Source organism: Escherichia sp. MOD1-EC4550, assembly GCF_963876935.1.
GTDB classification, from domain to species: domain Bacteria; phylum Pseudomonadota; class Gammaproteobacteria; order Enterobacterales; family Enterobacteriaceae; genus Escherichia; species Escherichia coli_F.
Genome location: NZ_CAWNSE010000012.1, coordinates 26,429 through 46,937 on the forward strand (window position 1 = coordinate 26,429; position 20,509 = coordinate 46,937).

Annotated in this window: 18 protein-coding genes; 8 read left to right on the top strand and 10 right to left on the bottom strand. The window is 51.4% G+C overall.

The window, feature by feature from the left end:
* The first annotated feature begins 206 nt into the window (after positions 1-206).
* The 4 genes from potA to potD are packed head-to-tail and all read left to right on the top strand — an operon-like array spanning position 207 to position 4,018.
* A complete protein-coding gene (gene potA / locus AACU19_RS07465; RefSeq protein ID WP_000531596.1) occupies positions 207-1,343 on the top strand; it encodes a spermidine/putrescine ABC transporter ATP-binding protein PotA in 1,137 nt (378 codons plus the stop codon).
* A complete protein-coding gene (potB, locus tag AACU19_RS07470) occupies positions 1,327-2,184 on the top strand; it encodes a spermidine/putrescine ABC transporter permease PotB (RefSeq protein ID WP_000799401.1) in 858 nt (285 codons plus the stop codon). The genes potA and potB overlap by 17 nt, the downstream gene beginning before the upstream one ends.
* On the top strand, positions 2,181-2,975 hold the full coding sequence (potC, locus tag AACU19_RS07475) for a spermidine/putrescine ABC transporter permease PotC (RefSeq protein ID WP_000580316.1): 795 nt from the start codon (positions 2,181-2,183) through the stop codon (positions 2,973-2,975). The genes potB and potC overlap by 4 nt, the downstream gene beginning before the upstream one ends.
* Positions 2,972-4,018 carry a spermidine/putrescine ABC transporter substrate-binding protein PotD gene (gene potD, locus AACU19_RS07480; protein WP_000759307.1) on the top strand — a complete coding sequence of 349 codons (1,047 nt, stop codon included), beginning with the start codon at positions 2,972-2,974 and terminating at the stop codon, positions 4,016-4,018. The genes potC and potD overlap by 4 nt, the downstream gene beginning before the upstream one ends.
* A gap of 212 nt (positions 4,019-4,230) precedes the next feature.
* On the opposite strand, the gene cobB is transcribed toward potD, so the two are convergent.
* From cobB to lolC, 5 genes are read right to left on the bottom strand one after another with little or no spacing between them, the layout of a single operon-like run.
* Complete coding sequence (gene cobB, locus AACU19_RS07485; RefSeq protein WP_105278038.1) at positions 4,231-5,052, bottom strand: Sir2 family NAD+-dependent deacetylase; 822 nt, start codon at positions 5,050-5,052, stop codon at positions 4,231-4,233.
* A gap of 15 nt (positions 5,053-5,067) precedes the next feature.
* Positions 5,068-5,979: an N-acetylglucosamine kinase gene (gene nagK, locus AACU19_RS07490; RefSeq protein ID WP_000291250.1), complete on the bottom strand. Its 912-nt coding sequence runs from the start codon at positions 5,977-5,979 to the stop codon at positions 5,068-5,070.
* A 28-nt stretch (positions 5,980-6,007) separates the two neighbouring features.
* Positions 6,008-7,252: a lipoprotein-releasing ABC transporter permease subunit LolE gene (gene lolE / locus AACU19_RS07495; protein WP_001251354.1), complete on the bottom strand. Its 1,245-nt coding sequence runs from the start codon at positions 7,250-7,252 to the stop codon at positions 6,008-6,010.
* Positions 7,252-7,953, bottom strand: a complete 702-nt coding sequence (gene lolD / locus AACU19_RS07500) for a lipoprotein-releasing ABC transporter ATP-binding protein LolD (RefSeq protein ID WP_001033707.1) — start codon at positions 7,951-7,953, stop codon at positions 7,252-7,254. The genes lolE and lolD overlap by 1 nt, the downstream gene beginning before the upstream one ends.
* The gene (lolC, locus tag AACU19_RS07505; RefSeq protein WP_000284708.1) at positions 7,946-9,145 is read right to left on the bottom strand and encodes a lipoprotein-releasing ABC transporter permease subunit LolC; all 1,200 of its coding nucleotides are present in this window, start codon (positions 9,143-9,145) and stop codon (positions 7,946-7,948) included. The genes lolD and lolC overlap by 8 nt, the downstream gene beginning before the upstream one ends.
* 262 nt (positions 9,146-9,407) lie before the next feature.
* Here lolC and AACU19_RS07510 point away from each other — a divergent pair, with 262 nt between their 5' ends.
* The 3 genes from AACU19_RS07510 to ldtC all read left to right on the top strand — a co-directional run bounded on the left by AACU19_RS07510 (position 9,408) and on the right by ldtC (position 15,162).
* A complete protein-coding gene (locus AACU19_RS07510; protein WP_105278039.1) occupies positions 9,408-10,481 on the top strand; it encodes an acyltransferase family protein in 1,074 nt (357 codons plus the stop codon).
* 127 nt (positions 10,482-10,608) lie between these two features.
* The gene (gene mfd, locus AACU19_RS07515; RefSeq protein ID WP_105278040.1) at positions 10,609-14,055 is read left to right on the top strand and encodes a transcription-repair coupling factor; all 3,447 of its coding nucleotides are present in this window, start codon (positions 10,609-10,611) and stop codon (positions 14,053-14,055) included.
* Positions 14,056-14,199: 144 nt separating this feature from the next.
* Positions 14,200-15,162: a L,D-transpeptidase LdtC gene (ldtC, locus tag AACU19_RS07520; protein ID WP_010360119.1), complete on the top strand. Its 963-nt coding sequence runs from the start codon at positions 14,200-14,202 to the stop codon at positions 15,160-15,162.
* Positions 15,163-15,244: 82 nt separating this feature from the next.
* Here ldtC and bhsA read toward each other — a convergent pair whose 3' ends face one another.
* A complete protein-coding gene (gene bhsA / locus AACU19_RS07525) occupies positions 15,245-15,502 on the bottom strand; it encodes a multiple stress resistance protein BhsA (RefSeq protein ID WP_000800153.1) in 258 nt (85 codons plus the stop codon).
* Positions 15,503-15,742: 240 nt separating this feature from the next.
* Between bhsA and comR the strand changes: the two genes are divergently transcribed.
* Positions 15,743-16,375 carry a TetR family copper-responsive transcriptional repressor ComR gene (gene comR, locus AACU19_RS07530; RefSeq protein WP_001356845.1) on the top strand — a complete coding sequence of 211 codons (633 nt, stop codon included), beginning with the start codon at positions 15,743-15,745 and terminating at the stop codon, positions 16,373-16,375.
* A 62-nt stretch (positions 16,376-16,437) separates the two neighbouring features.
* Here comR and AACU19_RS07535 read toward each other — a convergent pair whose 3' ends face one another.
* The 4 genes from AACU19_RS07535 to nagZ all read right to left on the bottom strand — a co-directional run bounded on the left by AACU19_RS07535 (position 16,438) and on the right by nagZ (position 20,504).
* Complete coding sequence (locus AACU19_RS07535) at positions 16,438-16,977, bottom strand: glycine zipper 2TM domain-containing protein (RefSeq protein WP_001043462.1); 540 nt, start codon at positions 16,975-16,977, stop codon at positions 16,438-16,440.
* 226 nt (positions 16,978-17,203) lie between these two features.
* Positions 17,204-18,508 carry an NADH-quinone dehydrogenase gene (ndh, locus tag AACU19_RS07540; protein WP_000211045.1) on the bottom strand — a complete coding sequence of 435 codons (1,305 nt, stop codon included), beginning with the start codon at positions 18,506-18,508 and terminating at the stop codon, positions 17,204-17,206.
* Between the two features lie 405 nt (positions 18,509-18,913).
* Positions 18,914-19,456: an alpha/beta hydrolase YcfP gene (ycfP, locus tag AACU19_RS07545; RefSeq protein WP_000587933.1), complete on the bottom strand. Its 543-nt coding sequence runs from the start codon at positions 19,454-19,456 to the stop codon at positions 18,914-18,916.
* Between the two features lie 22 nt (positions 19,457-19,478).
* On the bottom strand, positions 19,479-20,504 hold the full coding sequence (gene nagZ, locus AACU19_RS07550; RefSeq protein WP_105271044.1) for a beta-N-acetylhexosaminidase: 1,026 nt from the start codon (positions 20,502-20,504) through the stop codon (positions 19,479-19,481).
* Positions 20,505-20,509 lie beyond the last annotated feature (5 nt).

A 20,509-nucleotide genomic window follows, 5' to 3' on the forward strand; every position in this document is an offset into this window, starting at 1 on the left:
AAAAGACAAATATTGCGTCAGGTCACTTTTACCCCTGCAAGCGGGAATATTTATCAGCATTACCTTAATGAATATAAAGCTAAGCCAGTAATTCACAACAAAGATTGGCGATTCAAGCGGTTTGCCGTAGAATTACCGCCCTCATTAAGAGTCACCAAGGTGGTTAACCACAAACCCCGCATCGGTAAGCCATCCGTTGCGTTTACATGGGACAGAGTAAAAAATTGAATAAACAACCGAGTTCGCTTTCACCGCTGGTGCAATTGGCGGGAATTCGCAAATGCTTTGATGGTAAAGAGGTCATTCCCCAGCTGGATCTGACTATCAATAATGGCGAGTTCCTCACGCTGCTTGGCCCTTCTGGCTGCGGTAAAACAACCGTTCTTCGCCTGATCGCAGGTCTGGAAACTGTTGATTCCGGACGCATCATGCTGGATAACGAGGACATCACCCACGTTCCGGCTGAAAACCGCTATGTGAACACTGTTTTCCAAAGCTACGCACTTTTCCCCCACATGACCGTGTTCGAAAATGTGGCCTTTGGGTTGCGCATGCAAAAAACCCCCGCTGCTGAAATTACGCCCCGCGTGATGGAAGCCCTGCGGATGGTGCAGCTGGAAACCTTCGCTCAACGTAAACCGCATCAGCTTTCTGGTGGTCAACAGCAACGCGTCGCCATTGCTCGCGCGGTGGTTAACAAGCCTCGTCTGTTGTTGCTGGATGAGTCGCTCTCAGCGCTGGATTACAAACTGCGCAAACAGATGCAGAACGAGCTGAAAGCGCTACAGCGTAAGCTTGGCATTACATTCGTCTTCGTGACTCACGACCAGGAAGAAGCACTCACCATGTCGGACAGGATTGTGGTGATGCGCGATGGTCGCATTGAGCAAGACGGCACGCCGCGTGAAATCTACGAAGAGCCGAAAAACCTGTTTGTTGCTGGGTTTATCGGTGAAATCAATATGTTTAATGCCACGGTCATCGAACGTCTCGACGAGCAGCGCGTACGCGCCAACGTTGAAGGCCGCGAGTGTAATATCTACGTTAACTTCGGCGTTGAACCGGGGCAAAAACTGCATGTTCTGCTGCGCCCGGAAGACTTACGTGTTGAAGAGATTAACGACGACAACCACGCCGAAGGGCTGATTGGTTACGTTCGCGAGCGTAATTACAAAGGCATGACGCTGGAGTCGGTTGTTGAGCTGGAAAATGGCAAGATGGTGATGGTCAGCGAATTCTTCAATGAAGACGATCCTGACTTTGACCACTCTCTCGACCAAAAAATGGCCATTAATTGGGTAGAAAGCTGGGAGGTCGTACTGGCTGATGAAGAACACAAGTAAGTTCCAGAATGTAGTGATTGTCACTATTGTCGGTTGGCTTGTGTTGTTTGTCTTTCTGCCCAACCTGATGATCATTGGCACCAGCTTTTTGACCCGCGACGACGCCAGTTTCGTCAAAATGGTCTTTACGCTGGATAACTACACGCGTCTGCTCGATCCGCTCTATTTTGAAGTGCTATTGCACTCGCTGAATATGGCGCTGATCGCCACCCTCGCCTGCCTGGTGCTGGGCTATCCCTTTGCCTGGTTTCTGGCGAAGCTGCCACACAAGGTGCGTCCGCTGCTGCTGTTTCTGCTGATTGTTCCGTTCTGGACCAACTCATTGATTCGTATCTACGGGCTGAAAATTTTCCTCAGCACCAAAGGCTATCTCAACGAGTTTTTGCTCTGGCTGGGCGTTATCGATACACCAATTCGCATCATGTTCACGCCCAGTGCGGTGATAATCGGTCTGGTTTACATTCTGCTGCCGTTTATGGTGATGCCGCTGTACTCCAGTATCGAAAAACTGGATAAGCCGTTGCTTGAGGCGGCGCGCGATCTCGGTGCCAGCAAGTTGCAGACCTTTATCCGCATCATTATCCCACTGACGATGCCGGGAATTATTGCCGGATGTCTGCTGGTAATGCTGCCAGCGATGGGCCTGTTCTATGTGTCCGACCTGATGGGCGGTGCGAAAAACCTGCTGATCGGTAACGTCATCAAGGTCCAGTTCCTCAATATTCGTGACTGGCCGTTTGGTGCAGCCACCAGCATTACGCTGACTATCGTAATGGGCCTGATGTTGCTGGTTTACTGGCGCGCTTCTCGTCTGCTGAATAAGAAGGTGGAACTCGAATGATCGGTCGACTGCTTCGCGGCGGTTTTATGACCGCTATCTACGCGTACCTGTATATCCCAATCATTATTTTGATTGTGAACTCTTTCAACAGCTCGCGCTTTGGCATCAACTGGCAGGGTTTTACCACCAAATGGTATAGCCTGCTGATGAACAACGACAGTCTGTTGCAGGCAGCTCAGCATTCACTGACGATGGCGGTGTTTTCGGCGACGTTTGCTACGCTTATCGGTTCACTGACGGCAGTTGCGTTGTACCGTTATCGCTTTCGTGGTAAGCCGTTCGTTAGCGGAATGCTGTTTGTGGTGATGATGTCACCAGATATTGTGATGGCGATTTCTCTGCTGGTGCTGTTTATGCTGCTGGGTATTCAGCTTGGCTTCTGGTCGCTGCTGTTCTCGCATATCACCTTTTGCCTGCCGTTTGTGGTGGTGACGGTGTATTCGCGCCTGAAAGGTTTTGATGTGCGAATGCTGGAAGCGGCGAAAGATCTCGGTGCCAGCGAATTTACCATTCTGCGAAAAATCATTCTGCCACTGGCAATGCCAGCGGTAGCGGCGGGCTGGGTGTTAAGCTTTACCCTGTCGATGGACGACGTGGTGGTTTCTTCGTTTGTCACCGGGCCGAGTTATGAAATTCTGCCGTTAAAAATTTATTCGATGGTCAAAGTCGGCGTATCGCCGGAAGTTAACGCGCTGGCAACCATATTACTGGTGCTGTCGCTGGTGATGGTAATTGCCAGCCAGCTTATTGCTCGTGATAAAACGAAAGGTAACACAGGGGACGTTAAATGAAAAAATGGTCACGCCACCTGCTCGCGGCGGGTGCTCTGGCACTGGGCATGAGCGCCGCTCACGCCGATGACAACAACACGCTGTATTTCTACAACTGGACCGAGTACGTGCCGCCAGGACTGCTTGAACAGTTTACCAAAGAAACAGGTATTAAGGTTATCTATTCGACTTACGAGTCGAACGAAACCATGTACGCGAAGCTGAAAACGTACAAAGACGGTGCCTATGACCTGGTGGTTCCTTCAACCTATTACGTCGATAAAATGCGTAAAGAAGGGATGATCCAGAAGATCGACAAGTCGAAGTTAAGCAATTTCAGCAACCTCGATCCAGACATGCTCAACAAGCCGTTTGACCCGAATAACGACTATTCCATTCCGTATATCTGGGGTGCGACGGCGATTGGCGTTAACGGTGATGCGGTGGATCCGAAATCTGTCACCAGCTGGGCCGATCTGTGGAAACCTGAGTACAAAGGCAGCCTGCTGCTGACCGACGATGCCCGTGAAGTGTTCCAGATGGCGCTGCGTAAGCTGGGCTACTCCGGTAACACCACCGATCCGAAAGAGATTGAAGCTGCATACAACGAGCTGAAAAAACTGATGCCAAACGTCGCGGCGTTTAACTCCGATAACCCAGCTAACCCGTATATGGAAGGCGAAGTTAACCTCGGCATGATCTGGAACGGTTCTGCTTTCGTTGCACGCCAGGCGGGTACGCCAATTGACGTGGTGTGGCCGAAAGAAGGCGGCATTTTCTGGATGGACAGTCTGGCAATTCCGGCAAATGCCAAAAACAAAGAAGGCGCGCTGAAATTGATTAACTTCCTGCTGCGCCCGGATGTGGCAAAACAGGTTGCTGAAACTATCGGTTATCCAACGCCAAACCTCGCCGCGCGTAAGCTGTTAAGCCCGGAAATAGCGAACGATAAAACGCTCTACCCGGATGCTGAAACCATTAAAAATGGCGAATGGCAGAATGACGTTGGCGCAGCCAGCAGCATTTATGAAGAGTATTATCAGAAGCTGAAAGCAGGACGTTAATTCAGCAAGCGGGCGGTGGTATTACCGCCCGTTTTTTATTTAGCAAGGATGTGGCTAATGTTGCTGTTATGGACGAGTAAACGCTAAAAGAGGCAGTAAATATGCCAGATGCGGCGTCAACGCCTTATCTGGTCTACGACACCCGCAAATTCAATTCATTGCGCCCCATCGCAGGCCTGATAAGCGTAGCGCATCAGGCAATTACTCCTGATTTATAATCCCTTCAGCAACTTTTCAACAAACTCTGGCACCATCTGGCTTGCCGGGCCGTAATATTTCTCGGCAAATTCATTACCGACCTGACTCGGTTCAAGATTGAGTTCCACAGTGTGTGCACCATGCAGTTTCGCTTCGTGAACAAATCCAGCCGCCGGATAAACATGCCCGGAAGTACCAATGGCAATGAAAATATCGGCCATCGACAACGCCATATAAATTTCATCCATGCCGAGTGGCATTTCGCCAAACCAAACGACGTGCGGACGCAAGGGTGCCGGGAACTGGCAACAATGGCATTTATCGTCTGGCGTAACGTCTCCGGTCCAGTCGAGAACCTGACCACTTTGCGAACAGCGAACTTTCAGCAGTTCCCCATGCATATGAATCACATTGGTATTACCTGCGCGTTCATGCAGGTTGTCGATATTCTGCGTCACCAGCAAAAAGCGATCGCCGAGAGCATCTTGCAGTTTAGCTAGCGCAAGATGCGCGGCGTTAGGCTGAATTTCTGGCTGCTGTAGCTGTCGACGACGGGCGTTATAAAACTCTTGCACCAGTTCAGGATCGCGATCGAAACCTTCCGGCGTTGCCACATCTTCAACCCGATGTTCTTCCCACAGGCCATCTGCGGCGCGAAAGGTACGAATACCTGATTCCGCAGAAATCCCTGCCCCTGTCAGTACGAGTACTCTTGGTTTTTCCATTGCTTCCGGCACCACTTTATCTCTGAAAAAAATACGCTGACGCAAACGCTCGCGCAGGCGGCGTTTATTTTTACGAAAACGACTTAACCGATGACCCCGACGCGACAGCATAGCAACCTCTGTTGTTTAATCGGTTAGATGTAGGAAAGCCGCACCACGCATTCCTCCCGCATCACCGTGGCGCGCGCGTTCAATGCGCGGAACACGAGCTACAGGTAAGAGATGACGAGGCAGCCTGTCCGCCAGTTGCGTTGTGATTGCCGGGAAATTCGATAAGCCACCACCAATGACGACCAGGTCAGGGTCAACAATGGTCAGGATATTTCCCAGACAAACCGCTAATAAATCCAGATAACGCTCAACGTGCGCCCTTGCCTGCTCATCGCCTTGATCATAAAGCGCAATAATTTCGGGAGCCTGCAACGGTTGATGATAATAGTGTTGATACAGCCACGCAAAACCGCGACCAGACAGATAATTTTCAATGCAGCCATGCTGACCACAGCCGCAGCGGCGTAATGGGAAATCCAGCCCCATCATGGTTAACGCATCAACCGGCAGACGCATATGGCCAAACTCGCCGGTAATGTAGCTTTTACCGGTAATCGGTTTACCGTTGAAAATCAGCCCGCCGCCAACGCCGGTGCCGAGAATCAACCCCATCACCAGTGGATATTGAGTAAATTCATCATCCCAGGCTTCTGAAAGGGCAAAACAGTTGGCATCGTTATCAAGGCGGACATCGCGATCAAGACGTACGCTCAGGTCGGCACGCAGCGATTTACCGCTGGCAGCGGGGACATTGGCGGCATACAGCGTACCATCTTCTGTTTCCGGCATTCCCGGAATACCGATGCCTACAGAACCTTTACAGCCAAAACGCTTATCGGCTTCAGCCACCAGCTCGCACACTGCATCTAAAAATGCGTCATAGCTGTCACGCGGTGTCGGCACCCGCTTTTCCCACTGCAACTGCCGACCGCTATCAAACACGCCAAGCGCAATTTTTGTTCCACCAATATCAAACCCGTAATACATTGCCGCTCCTTGTTTTAATGTACTGCCTTTACTGGCCGCTAAGGACTCGCGCAGGGTCAATATTACTGGCGCGCCGCGCCGGATACCAACTTGCCAAAAGACTCAGCAACAATGCTGTGACCAGTACGTAGAAGACGTCCAGCCAGTGCAATTCCGATGGCAGGAAGTCAATAAAATAGATATCGCTGGAGAGGAACTGATGACCGATCAGCTTTTCAATCCACTCAATAATCGGGGTAAGTTGCAGTGAAACCACCACGCCGATAATCACCCCACACAGGCTGCCGAACAGCCCTGCCAGTAATCCATACCAGACAAAGATGGCGCGAATTAAACCGTCTTTCGCCCCCAGCGTTCTTAATACGGCGATATCGCCACTCTTGTCTTTCACCGCCATCACTAAGGTAGAGACGATGTTGAAACAGGCCACGCCAATCACCAGTACCATCGCCAGATACATAATGGCGCGGATCATCTGGATATCGCGATACATATAGCCGTAAGTACCAATCCAGCTTTTAATATAAACATAGCTGTTGGTCACTTCACCCGCATCGCGTACCAGCTTATTGGCGTTGAAAACATCCGTCATTTTAAGGGCAATACCTGACACGCTGGAACCCATATCAAGATATTGCTGGGCATCCGCCAGCGGGATCATGGCAAAACTGTGATCGAGTTGGCCACTCAACTGCAAAATACCGGCAACGTGCAAACGCACGCGTTTTGGCTGCATCAGTTTATGCTCGGGATTCGAGTTGGGGATCATAATCGACACCCAATCGCCCTGCTTCACTTTCAGCGCATCCGCCACGCCTTTGCCGATGATAATTTGCTGTTCGCCTGCTTTAAAATTGCTCCACGCATCGTCCTGGACAAACGAGGGTAATGCGCTCAAACGCTGTTCCTGTTGCGGGTTAACGCCCTTGACCTGAATTGCGCGCAGATTGGCACCACTTTCCACCAGCCCGGTGAAATTGATATACGGCGCGGCAGCGGCAATACCCGGCACTTTTTGCACGTTATCCAGGGCTTCTTGCCAGTTAGTCCACGGCTGATCCACCGCCTCAATTTCGCCATGCGGCACCACCGCCAGAATGCGGTTATTCAGTTCGCGTTCAAAGCCGTTCATCGCGCTTAAGCCGACAATCAATACCGCCACGCCGAGGGCAATGCCAATGGTAGAAATGACGGAGATCAGCGACACCATACCGCCGCGCCGCCGTCCGCGACTAAAACGCAGGCCAATCAATAACGATAAAGGCATCGCCATTACTCCGCTCCCATCAGGCTCAGTTCCGCCGTCAGACGTCCATCACGCATTTCCAGTTGGCGGCTCATACGTTTCGCCAGTTGCAGGTCGTGAGTAACCACCAGGAAGGCGGTGCCCTGCAAGCGATTCAATTCCCCAAGCAACTGGAAGATGCTGTCGGCGTTACGTGCATCGAGGTTACCAGTAGGTTCATCCGCCAGTACCAGCCGCGGGTTATTGACCAGCGCACGGGCAATCGCCACACGCTGGCGTTCGCCGCCAGAAAGTTCAGATGGGCGGTGATTCGCACGATGCTCCAGCCCCACCGCTTTTAACATCTCCAGCGCACGGCTGTTGATTTCAGCGGGCTTTTTCTTGCCAATCAACAGCGGCATAGCCACGTTTTCCAGGGCGGTAAAATCCGGCAGCAGGTGGTGAAACTGATAAATAAAGCCCAGCTTCTGGTTGCGCAGTTCTGCTTTCGCCGCCGACGACAGTTTGCTCATCGGCTGACCATTAAAAACCACATCGCCGGAGGTTGGCGTATCCAGCCCGCCCAGCAGGTGCAGCAAGGTACTTTTACCAGAACCAGAGCTACCGACGATCGCCATCATTTCACCTTCGCCGACGCTGAAACTGACATTGTGCAGTACATCGGTTTGCACACTGCCTTCCTGATAGCGTTTGCACAGGTTGTCGCATTGCAACAGGATCTTATTCATAACGTAAAGCCTCAGCGGGTTGAGTGGCGGCAGCGCGCCATGAAGGGTAAAGCGTAGACAGCAGCGCGATAGCCATCGCCACCAGCGCAATAACAATGACCTGTAAAGGTTCGATAGCGACTGGCAGTGCCGCGCCATCAAGCAGGACGCCGATTATCGGCATCAGATTATTCAACTGGCTGGCAAGCAGTGCACCAAGCGCCGCTCCGAGGATCGCACCGATAATCCCGGCGCTGGCCCCTTGCACCATAAAGACCATCATGATTTGTCGCGGAGTTAAGCCTTGCGTTTGCAGGATCGCTACTTCGCCCTGCTTCTCCATCACCATCAGCCCTAGCGAGGTAATAATGTTAAACGCCGCTACGGCAACAATCAGGCTCAGCAGCAAGCCCATCATATTTTTTTCCATGCGTACGGCCTGGAACAGCTCGCCTTTACGATCACGCCAGTCCTGCCATTTGCTGCCTTCAGGCAGTTTTTGCTGGCTTAAAGAATCAACTTTCAGCGGCTCATCCAGCCACAAACGCCAGCCAGTGATATTGCCTGCCGGATAACGCATCAGACGCGAGGCATCCTCAATATTCACCAGCATTTCATAGCCATCGACTTCACTGTTGGCGGCGAAAGTGCCAATCACATTGAACAGGCGCTGGCTTGGAATACGCCCCATCGGCGTGAACTGGCTGGCAGATGGCACCATCACGCGGATTTGATCACCGCGATTGACGCCCAACTGTGAGGCAAGTTGTTCGCCGAGAATGACATTATATTTCCCCGGTTCGAGATCAGCTTGTTTCACATTGACCAGATACGGCGTGAGTGGATCTTTTTGCGCCGGATCGATACCCAGCATCACCCCGACCGCCACGCTGCGCGCGCTTTGCAGTACCACATCACCGGTAGTAATAGGTGCGACGCGATTAACGCCGTCCAGTTTGACTGCCGTTTCCGGGAGTTGCTGCGGGTTAAGAGAGCCATGCTCAGAAGAGAGAATTGCCTGTGGCATCAGGCCAAGGATGTTGTTTTGCAGCTCGCGCTCAAAGCCGTTCATCACTGACAATACTGTGACCAGCGCCATCACCCCGAGGGTAATGCCGATGGTAGAAAGCCAGGAGACGAAGCGACCGAAGCGATCCGCTGCACGCCCACGCATGTAACGCAGGCCAATAAATAGAGCGACAGGTTGGTACATGAAATCCGTCTGGTTGCTGTTAGCAAAGACACGAGTATATAAGCGAAAGCAAGATGGGTAAACGTCTGAACTGTAAGTGATCGTCAGGGCTAATCTGAAAAGTCCCCGTAAATCAATCGGCTAAATTGCCATGTTTTATCATCAATCTTGCCGCCTGATCTTAATCTGAAAAATCATCCAATACAGACAGATACCCATTACACCTCGGGTCATAACCCGCAGGATCAACCGCATGTAAATTAAAAAAGAGCGCGTTGTCCTGATGAAACAAAAAGAGCTATGGATTAACCAGATCAAAGGGTTATGTATTTGTCTTGTAGTGATTTATCACTCGGTCATTACCTTTTATCCGCATCTGACCACTTTTCAGCATCCGTTATCGGAAGTCCTGAGCAAATGCTGGATCTATTTCAATCTTTACCTTGCCCCCTTTCGTATGCCGGTTTTTTTCTTTATTTCTGGCTATTTGATTCGCCGCTATATCGATAGCGTGCCGTGGGGAAATTGTCTCGATAAACGCATCTGGAGCATCTTCTGGGTGCTGGCACTGTGGGGCGTGGTGCAGTGGCTGGCGTTAAGTGCGCTGAATCAGTGGCTGGCACCTGAGCGCGATTTAAGCAATGCCTCCAATGCCGCTTATGCCGATTCTACCGGTGAGTTCCTGCACGGGATGATCACCGCCAGCACCAGCTTGTGGTATCTGTATGCTTTAATTGTCTATTTCGTGATATGTAAAATTTTTAGCCGTCTGGCGCTGCCACTATTCGCCTTGTTTGTACTGCTGAGTGTCGCTGTTAATTTCGTTCCCACACCGTGGTGGGGAATGAACAGCATGATCCGCAATTTGCCTTATTACAGCCTTGGCGCATGGTTTGGCGCAACATTAATGACCTGTGTTAAAGCGGTGCCGTTGCGCCGCCATCTGCTGATGGCTTCTTTATTGGCCGTTCTGGCGGTCGGAGCCTGGTTGTTTAATATTTCGCTGCTGTTGTCGCTGGTATCGATTGTGGTGATCATGAAGCTGTTTTATCAGTACGAGCAACGCTTCGGTATGCGCTCCACCGGCCTGCTGAATGTGATTGGCTCCAACACCATTGCTATCTATACCACCCATCGCATACTGGTAGAAATATTCAGCTTAAGCCTGATTCCGCAAATGAACGCGGCACGCTGGTCGCCGCAAGTCGAACTGACGCTCCTGCTGGTTTACCCCTTTGTCAGTTTGTTGATTTGTACTGTTGCGGGCTTGCAGGTAAGAAAACTTTCACAGCGCGCATTCAGCGATCTGTTGTTCTCCCCGCCTTCTCTGCCCACAGCCGTCAGTTACTCCCGCTAAGCCATCGCCCCAGCCGGGGCGATTCAATTTGCTAAACCATGTCGATTACGGATAATGAACAGCATTGCTTATCAGAGATATGCCCCCATATGTTGAGGCATATCCTAACGAGAATCTGACAACCGTTATGCCTGAACAATATCGTTATACGCTGCCCGTCAAAGCGGGTGAGCAGCGTCTGCTGGGCGAGTTAACTGGCGCTGCCTGCGCGACGCTGGTAGCGGAAATTGCCGAACGTCACGCCGGTCCGGTGGTACTTATTGCACCAGATATGCAAAATGCCCTGCGTTTGCATGATGAAATCAGCCAGTTTACCGATCAGATGGTGATGAATCTGGCGGACTGGGAAACCCTCCCTTACGACAGTTTTTCGCCTCATCAGGACATTATCTCTTCGCGCCTTTCCACCCTTTACCAGCTACCGACGATGCAGCGTGGCGTACTGATTGTTCCGGTGAATACCCTTATGCAGCGTGTTTGCCCGCACAGTTTTCTCCACGGTCATGCGCTGGTGATGAAAAAAGGTCAGCGGTTATCTCGCGATGCCTTGCGTACGCAACTGGACAGCGCCGGTTATCGCCATGTTGATCAGGTGATGGAACACGGCGAATACGCCACGCGCGGCGCGTTGCTGGATCTTTTCCCGATGGGCAGCGACTTGCCTTATCGTCTTGATTTTTTTGATGATGAAATCGATAGCCTGCGCGTATTTGACGTTGACAGCCAGCGTACGCTGGAAGAAGTAGAAGCGATCAATCTGTTGCCCGCGCACGAATTTCCGACAGATAAAGCTGCAATTGAACTATTCCGCAGCCAGTGGCGCGATACCTTCGAAGTGAAGCGCGATGCGGAACATATTTATCAGCAAGTGAGTAAAGGCACATTACCTGCCGGGATCGAGTACTGGCAGCCGCTGTTCTTCAGCGAACCGCTGCCGCCACTGTTCAGTTATTTCCCTGCCAATACGCTGTTGGTGAATACTGGCGATCTGGAAAACAGTGCCGAACGTTTCCAGGCTGACACGCTGGCGCGTTTTGAAAATCGCGGCGTCGATCCGATGCGTCCACTGTTGCCACCACAATCGCTCTGGCTGCGGGTAGATGAGCTCTTTTCAGAGCTAAAAAACTGGCCGCGTGTGCAGCTAAAAACTGAACATTTACCGACAAAAGCAGCGAATGCCAATTTAGGTTTCCAGAAGCTGCCAGACCTGGCCGTTCAGGCACAACAAAAAGCACCGCTGGATGCACTGCGTAAGTTCCTCGAGTCTTTCGACGGTCCGGTAGTGTTCTCGGTGGAAAGTGAAGGCCGCCGTGAAGCGCTGGGTGAGTTGCTCGCGCGAATCAAAATCGCCCCACAACGCATTATGCGTCTTGATGAAGCCAGCGACCGCGGGCGTTATCTGATGATTGGCGCTGCCGAACATGGCTTTATCGATACGGTACGTAATCTGGCGCTGATTTGCGAAAGCGATCTGCTCGGTGAACGTGTTGCTCGTCGCCGTCAGGACTCACGGCGCGCCATCAATCCTGACACGCTGATCCGTAACCTCGCAGAGCTGCACATTGGTCAGCCGGTGGTCCATCTGGAGCACGGCGTCGGGCGCTATGCCGGAATGACCACGCTGGAAGCCGGCGGCATTACCGGCGAGTATTTGATGCTCACCTATGCCAACGACGCCAAACTGTATGTTCCGGTGTCATCACTGCATCTGATTAGCCGTTACGCAGGTGGCGCGGAAGAAAATGCCCCGCTGCATAAACTTGGCGGCGATGCGTGGTCACGCGCGCGGCAGAAAGCGGCGGAAAAAGTGCGTGATGTGGCGGCGGAATTGCTGGATATCTACGCGCAACGCGCCGCCAAAGAGGGCTTCGCGTTTAAACACGATCGTGAGCAGTATCAGTTGTTCTGCGACAGCTTCCCGTTTGAAACCACGCCGGATCAGGCGCAGGCCATTAATGCGGTGCTTAGTGACATGTGTCAGCCGCTGGCAATGGATCGTCTGGTGTGCGGCGATGTTGGCTTTGGGAAAACTGAAGTCGCGATGCGCGCCGCTTTCCTGGCGGTAGATAACCACAAGCAGGTGGCGGTGCTGGTGCCTACCACCCTTCTCGCGCAGCAGCATTACGACAACTTCCGCGACCGTTTCGCCAACTGGCCGGTACGCATCGAAATGATCTCCCGTTTCCGCAGCGCCAAAGAGCAGACGCAAATCCTTGCGGAAGTGGCGGAAGGGAAAATCGATATTCTGATCGGTACGCACAAACTGCTGCAAAATGACGTCAAGTTTAAAGATTTAGGCTTGCTGATTGTCGATGAAGAACACCGCTTCGGGGTACGTCATAAAGAGCGCATTAAAGCGATGCGGGCGAACGTGGATATTCTGACACTTACCGCAACGCCGATCCCACGTACGCTGAATATGGCGATGAGCGGAATGCGCGATCTGTCGATTATCGCTACGCCGCCTGCCCGTCGTCTGGCAGTTAAAACCTTTGTCCGTGAGTATGACAGTCTGGTGGTACGGGAGGCGATCCTGCGCGAAATTCTGCGCGGGGGGCAGGTTTATTATCTCTACAATGATGTGGAAAACATTCAGAAAGCCGCCGAACGACTGGCAGAACTGGTACCAGAAGCGCGGATCGCCATCGGTCACGGGCAGATGCGCGAGCGCGAACTGGAACGGGTGATGAATGATTTCCATCATCAACGTTTCAACGTGCTGGTTTGTACCACCATTATCGAAACCGGGATCGATATCCCGACTGCCAACACCATTATCATCGAGCGGGCGGATCACTTCGGTCTGGCGCAGCTGCATCAGTTGCGCGGTCGCGTCGGACGTTCGCATCATCAGGCATATGCATGGCTGCTGACGCCGCATCCAAAAGCGATGACTACCGATGCGCAAAAACGTCTTGAAGCGATTGCCTCGCTGGAAGATCTCGGTGCAGGTTTTGCGCTGGCAACGCACGATCTGGAGATCCGCGGCGCAGGTGAACTGCTTGGCGAAGAACAAAGCGGCTCAATGGAAACTATCGGTTTCTCGCTGTATATGGAGTTGCTGGAAAACGCCGTCGATGCGCTGAAAGCCGGACGCGAGCCGTCGCTGGAAGATCTCACCAGTCAGCAAACAGAAGTCGAGCTGCGGATGCCGTCGCTATTACCAGATGATTTCATTCCTGACGTGAATACGCGTTTGTCGTTCTATAAACGTATTGCCAGCGCCAAAACGGAAAACGAACTGGAAGAGATCAAAGTCGAGCTTATCGATCGCTTCGGCCTGCTGCCGGATCCGGCGCGTACCCTGCTGGATATTGCCCGTCTGCGCCAGCAAGCGCAGAAACTGGGGATCAGGAAGCTGGAAGGTAATGAGAAAGGTGGGGTGATCGAATTTGCCGAGAAGAATCACGTTAATCCGGCCTGGTTGATTGGTTTGCTGCAAAAACAGCCACAGCATTATCGCCTCGATGGCCCGACGCGCCTGAAGTTTATTCAGGATTTGAGCGAGCGGAAAACGCGTATCGAATGGATTCGCCAGTTTATGCGTGAACTGGAAGAGAACGCGATCGCTTAATGGTTAGATCGGGGGCGTTTCTGCGCCCCCATATCCAACATTTACAAATTATTTGCACTTCCCTGCACTATCCGACACTGTCACCATCCATAATTCATACTTATCTTTTTATTACAATAACCTTATATTTATTATGGATTTTTGGTGATGATCAAAACGCGTTTTTCTCGCTGGCTAACGTTTTTTACGTTCGCCGCTGCCGTGGCGCTGGCGCTACCGGTAAAAGCCAACACCTGGCCGCTGCCGCCAGCAGGCAGTCGTCTGGTTGGCGAAAACAAATTTCATGTGGTGGAAAATGACGGTGGTTCTCTGGAAGCCATCGCCAAAAAATATAATGTCGGCTTTCTCGCTCTGTTACAGGCTAACCCCGGCGTTGATCCTTACGTGCCGCGCGCGGGTAGCGTGTTAACGATCCCGTTGCAAACCCTACTTCCAGATGCGCCGCGCGAAGGCATTGTGATCAATATTGCGGAACTGCGTCTCTATTACTACCCGCCGGGTAAAAATTCGGTAACCGTGTATCCCATCGGCATTGGTCAGTTGGGTGGTGACACGCTGACACCGACAATGGTGACCACCGTTTCTGACAAGCGTGCAAACCCAACCTGGACGCCAACGGCAAACATTCGCGCGCGGTATAAGGCACAGGGAATTGAGTTGCCTGCGGTAGTTCCGGCTGGACCGGATAACCCAATGGGCCATCATGCGATTCGTCTGGCGGCCTATGGCGGTGTTTATTTGCTTCACGGTACGAACGCCGATTTCGGCATTGGCATGCGGGTAAGTTCTGGCTGTATTCGTCTGCGGGATGACGATATCAAAACACTCTTTAGCCAGGTCACCCCAGGTACCAAAGTGAATATCATCAACACCCCGATTAAAGTCTCTGCCGAACCAAACGGTGCGCGTCTGGTTGAAGTACATCAACCGCTGTCAGAGAAGATTGATGACGATCCGCAGCTGCTGCCAATTACACTGAATAGCGCAATGCAATCATTTAAAGATGCAGCGCAAACTGACGCTGAAGTGATGCAGCATGTGATGGATGTCCGTTCCGGGATGCCGGTGGATGTCCGCCGTCATCAAGTGAGCCCACAAACTTTGTAAATCCTGGATAAAAAAATCCCCGCGACACGGCATGTCGCGGGGAAAAAAATCAGCAGTAGCAGGCATTAATGAGGGTTAATGCTTATTTATAAATTACTGCTGTTCCATGGAGGGTATTCGGACCGGTTACAGAAGTAATACGGAAAGATTTTGCGCCCATCTCATCCGCTTTTTGCGCCAGCTGCTCTTCCAGCGATCCCAGATTTGTCCCCGCGTTAGCACTGATAGTACCGACTTTTTGTTGGCCTTCTGGCGTTGACTGAACTTCGACAGCCGCAAAGCTGGCAAATGACATTGAGCTTAAAATCGCCGCAGCGATGAGGGTTTTTACGTTTTTCATAATAGTGGCCTTATGCAGATGAATGACGTCGCAAGCAATTACTTAACGATCGATAACTAAATGATAGATGTGATCTGGATCACATACAAGATATTTTTTATAACAATCATTAATTAATTTAAAAATCTTTAAATTTCAGTTAAATAGAAAGCAATTATTTTTATGGTTTGTGGACTGGTGAACGGAGGTGATTATTTTTATAATAACCTTTCATTCACAGTCACCAGGTACAACGGCATCATGGCAACTGACTCAACACAATGTGTAAAAAAAAGCCGTGGCCGCCCAAAAGTGTTCGACAGGGATGCCGCGCTTGATAAGGCCATGAAATTGTTCTGGCAGCACGGTTATGAAGCGACTTCTCTTGCGGACCTCGTCGAAGCGACCGGAGCCAAAGCGCCCACGCTATACGCGGAATTTACCAACAAAGAGGGGTTATTCCGCGCCGTACTCGACCGCTATATCGATCGTTTTGCCGCTAAGCATGAAGCACAGCTGTTTTGTGAAGAGAAAAGCGTGGAGTCTGCGCTGGCTGACTATTTTGCTGCCATCGCCAACTGCTTTACCAGCAAAGACACCCCGGCTGGCTGCTTTATGATCAACAACTGCACCACCCTCTCCCCGGATTCCGGAGATATCGCCAATACGCTGAAATCACGCCATGCGATGCAAGAGCGCACTTTGCAGCAGTTTTTATGTCAACGACAAGCGCGCGGGGAAATCCCGACCCACTGTGATGTGACGCATCTGGCTGAATTCCTTAATTGTATTATTCAGGGGATGTCGATCAGCGCACGCGAAGGTGCATCGCTGGAAAAACTGATGCAGATTGCCCGAACGACTTTGCGTTTATGGCCCGAACTGGTGAAATAAGGCGCAAAAAAAAGCCCCTCAGCCTGAGCGAATGGGGGGCTAAATTGCAGAATACAGCCTTGTTATACTTTGTTATTCAAAATCAGTTGCCCGTTGCCATCTAACGGGATCTGCGTACCCGGATCGCGGTCCATGCGGATTTTGCCCTGCTGATCGCCAATCTTATAGGTCACATCATAACCGAGCATTTTTTCTGACTTGTCATACACCGTTTTACAACGCTGTTGCGTAGTCGTGTAAGTATCGCTTTCCTGGAGAGAGCCCTGGATCTGGTTACCGGCATAGCCACCTCCCAGCGCCCCCACAACAGTGGCGACATCTTTACCGCGACCACCGCCAAACTGATGCCCTATCACGCCGCCAGCAACAGCGCCGAGCACCGACCCGGTAATGCGATTTTCATCCTGCACCGGTCGACGATGGGTCACTGTGACGTTGCGACACTCCTGACGCGGTGTTTTAACCGTTTCCTTGATTGGGGTTGCAGAAACAACCTGAGCGTATTGCGGGCCACGTTCAAACACGTTCAGACTGGCCACTGCCGCTACGCCCAACGCAGCTGCGACACCAATCCCCATACCCGCCAACATTGATTTATTCACGGGAACACCTCCTTCTTTGCTGTTATGCCAATCATGCAAGTGAAGGGGAAAAGCAGCTATCAGACAGAAGATGAAAAGCGCGGGAATGGCTGGAAATACTTAGGGATTCGGAGGAGTCTGAAGGAATGCCTGATGCGACGCTTAACGCGTCTTATCAGGCCTACCGCTCGTACCATTTGTCCAGGGCGGATAAGGCGTTTACGCCGCATCCGCCAGTACAAGCCGATTAATGCAACTTCAAACGTGGACGGATAACGCGGTTAATACTCCCCACCAGCATCATTAATCCGGTTTTAAAGTAACCATGCAGCGCAATCTGATGCATTCTGTATAGCGAGATGTATACAAAGCGCGCAATTCGTCCTTCAATCATCATTGAGCCGCGCGTCAGGTTACCCATCAGGCTACCGACGGTGGAGAAGTTCGACAGCGATACCAGAGAACCGTGATCTTTATACTGATAATTTTTCAGCGGCTTACCGTTCATCTGCGCCAGAATGTTGTTCATTGCGCAGGTTGCCATCTGGTGTGCGGCCTGCGCACGCGGCGGAACAAAGCCCCCTTCCGGACGCGGGCATGACGCGCAGTCGCCAATAGCGTATATGTCTGGATCGCGAGTGGTTTGCAGCGTCGGTTCCACCACCAGCTGGTTGATACGGTTGGTTTCAAGACCACCGATATCTTTCAGGAAGTCTGGCGCTTTGATCCCGGCTGCCCACACCATCAGATCAGCCTCAATATATTCACCATCTTTAGTGTGCAGGCCGCCTTCATCAGCACTGGTGACCATGGTTTGCGTCAGCACGCGAACGCCAAGTTTCGTTAACTCATTATGGGCCGCAGCAGAGATACGTGGCGGTAATGCAGGCAAAATACGTTCGCCCGCTTCTACCAGCGTTACGTTCAGGGCTTCGTTGGTCAGGCCTTTGTAACCATAGCTGTGCAGTTGCTTGACCGCGTTGTGCAATTCTGCGGAGAGTTCTACACCCGTCGCGCCGCCGCCGACAATCGCAATGTTCACTTTACCATTCGCGCCCAGGTTGGCGGAGTATTTCAGGAACAGATTCAGCATCTCCTGGTGGAAACGACGCGCCTGATGCGGGTTATCGAGGAAAATGCAGTTCTCTTTGACTCCTGGCGTATTGAAATCGTTAGAGGTGCTGCCCAACGCCATTACCAAGGTGTCATAGGCGATTTTACGTTCCGGAACCAGCAGTTCACCTTTCTCGTCGCGCAGTTCTGCAATAGTGATTGTTTTCGCTTCACGATCGATATCAATGACGGAACCCAGCTGGAACTGGAAACCATGATTGCGCGCATGGGCCAGATAGCTCAACGCATCGACGCCTTCATCAAGCGAGCCAGTCGCCACTTCGTGCAGCAGCGGTTTCCACAAGTGGCTGTGGTTACGATCGACCAGCGTAATTTTGGCTTTTTTCTTGCGTCCCAGCTTATGTCCCAGCTGTGTCGCCATTTCCAGCCCACCAGCACCGCCGCCGACAATCACAATTTTTTTCAATGGCGTAGTCAACGTGACCCCCTTAAATTTATTAACCAATTGTTAACTAATAGTTATTAACATAGCTCTTAATTAACAACAGGTTACAGCAATGAAAATGTTCTTCGTTATTGAGAATAACATGAATGGTGCATTGGTCATACCAAAATTGATGTTAATCAAGTTTTGTTGCTGAAAAGATAGGCTGATTTGCCGGATGAGATCAAAAAATACAGCTTATTGTTTATTATTTAAACGAGCCCAGGAGGGTGAGACGTATATGGAGGGCGTTTGGTTGGCCTGATAAGACGCGAACGGCGTCGCATCAGGCACATTGCCAGTGTCGGATGTGGCGTGAACGCCTTATCCGATCTACAGAATCTACAGAATCTGGAACGCATCAGGTATCAGCAAGGTTACCTGATGCGACGAGGGCATTTAACCGAGGGTTTTGAACGCTTTAATGCGCTGCAAATGCGGGGAGATATTCTTGAATTTGTGCGTCTGCTCTTCGTCCCAGACAATCTCGTAATAATGATGCAACTCTTCAGATGTCCGCTGGCTGTTAAGCGCTTCATCGTTACGCGACAAAATCACCAGACAACGATCGCGATTCTTCTCGCGGAAGTTGGTCACACACTTAGTGGCAATATCGGCATACTCTTCCGGGCGATCAATCTTGCCTTCCATGTTCTCATAAGGGAACAAATTAGGATTGAAGATCACCTGGCGGATATCGCAAAGAAAACCAATTCGCTCCGCCCAGTATCCGCCCAGACCAACGCCGCATATCAGCGGACGCTCATCGACGTTTAGTTGCAGCATTTTGTCCACTTCTTTGAGCAGATGCTGCATATCATGTTTCGGATGCCGCGTACTGTAGCTTATCAAGCGTACATCCGGGTCAATAAACTGCAATTGTAAGACTTTCTCGTGGTTACCCGGACTGTTAGAGTCAAAACCGTGTAAATAGATAATCATCGCTTCCTCACATAAGCCAGGGTTAGTGACCTGCTTTCTCTTCCTGCCAGCGTTCATGTAACTGATTCAGACGGGCGCTGATCTCTTTCCAGCGAGCCGAGTCCATCAGTTCCTGTCGCGAAAATGAACCTTTATGATACAAACGTGTAACACGTTCTGCCTTGATCGGTGACAGATTATCTAACACGCTGACGGCCCCTTTACGATTATTGCAGACCAGGATCATATCGCAACCCGCGTCCAGTGATGCCTGCCCGCGTTCGGCATAACTGCCCATAATCGCGGCTCCTTCCATCGATAAATCGTCAGAGAAAATCACGCCATCAAAACCCAGTTCCTGACGCAAAACGGTTTTCAGCCAATAGGGAGAACCGCTCGCAGGACGCGGATCGACATCACTGTAGATCACATGCGCAGGCATAATGGCGTCGAGTTTATTTTCGCGGATTAAGGAACTGAAGACCGACATATCTTTAGCGCGAATCTCCGCTTGCGGACGTGGGTCACACGGTGTTTCTTTGTGTGAGTCTGCCGTTACTGCACCGTGTCCTGGGAAGTGTTTCCCGGTAGTTTTCATTCCGGCTTCATGCATACCATCAATAAACCGGCTGGCAATTGCCAGGGCTTTTTCGGGATCGGCATGATAAGAACGCTCACCAATCGCCGCGCTGATATGCCCGACGTCCAGCACTGGCGCAAAGCTGATATCAATATCCATAGCAATCATTTCGCTGGCCATCAACCAACCTGCCTCTTGCGCCAGTTTTCCGCCTTCTTCCATTCCCAACAGCGCAGCAAATGATTGTGCCGCTGGCAAGCGGGTAAAACCTTCACGAAAACGCTGCACGCGTCCACCTTCCTGATCCACCGCCACCACCAGATGATTGCGCGAAGCTGCGCGGATCTGGCGCACCAGTTCACGTAACTGGGCAGGATCATGATAGTTACGCGTAAAGAGAATCAGCCCTCCCACCAGCGGATGCGCCAGTATTTCACGCTCTTCCGCGTCCAGTTCGTAACCTTCGACATCCAACATTACTGGACCCACACTGC

Coding starts and splice junctions, on each gene's coding strand:
- comR (WP_001356845.1), top strand. CDS start 15,743: ATGGCAACTGACTCAACACAATGTGTAAAAAAAAGCCGTGGCCGCCCA.
- potD (WP_000759307.1), top strand. CDS start 2,972: ATGAAAAAATGGTCACGCCACCTGCTCGCGGCGGGTGCTCTGGCACTG.
- mfd (WP_105278040.1), top strand. CDS start 10,609: ATGCCTGAACAATATCGTTATACGCTGCCCGTCAAAGCGGGTGAGCAG.
- potC (WP_000580316.1), top strand. CDS start 2,181: ATGATCGGTCGACTGCTTCGCGGCGGTTTTATGACCGCTATCTACGCG.
- lolE (WP_001251354.1), bottom strand. CDS start 7,252: ATGGCGATGCCTTTATCGTTATTGATTGGCCTGCGTTTTAGTCGCGGA.
- cobB (WP_105278038.1), bottom strand. CDS start 5,052: ATGCTGTCGCGTCGGGGTCATCGGTTAAGTCGTTTTCGTAAAAATAAA.
- potA (WP_000531596.1), top strand. CDS start 207: ATGGGACAGAGTAAAAAATTGAATAAACAACCGAGTTCGCTTTCACCG.
- AACU19_RS07510 (WP_105278039.1), top strand. CDS start 9,408: ATGAAACAAAAAGAGCTATGGATTAACCAGATCAAAGGGTTATGTATT.
- potB (WP_000799401.1), top strand. CDS start 1,327: ATGAAGAACACAAGTAAGTTCCAGAATGTAGTGATTGTCACTATTGTC.
- bhsA (WP_000800153.1), bottom strand. CDS start 15,502: ATGAAAAACGTAAAAACCCTCATCGCTGCGGCGATTTTAAGCTCAATG.
- nagK (WP_000291250.1), bottom strand. CDS start 5,979: ATGTATTACGGGTTTGATATTGGTGGAACAAAAATTGCGCTTGGCGTG.
- lolC (WP_000284708.1), bottom strand. CDS start 9,145: ATGTACCAACCTGTCGCTCTATTTATTGGCCTGCGTTACATGCGTGGG.
- lolD (WP_001033707.1), bottom strand. CDS start 7,953: ATGAATAAGATCCTGTTGCAATGCGACAACCTGTGCAAACGCTATCAG.
- ycfP (WP_000587933.1), bottom strand. CDS start 19,456: ATGATTATCTATTTACACGGTTTTGACTCTAACAGTCCGGGTAACCAC.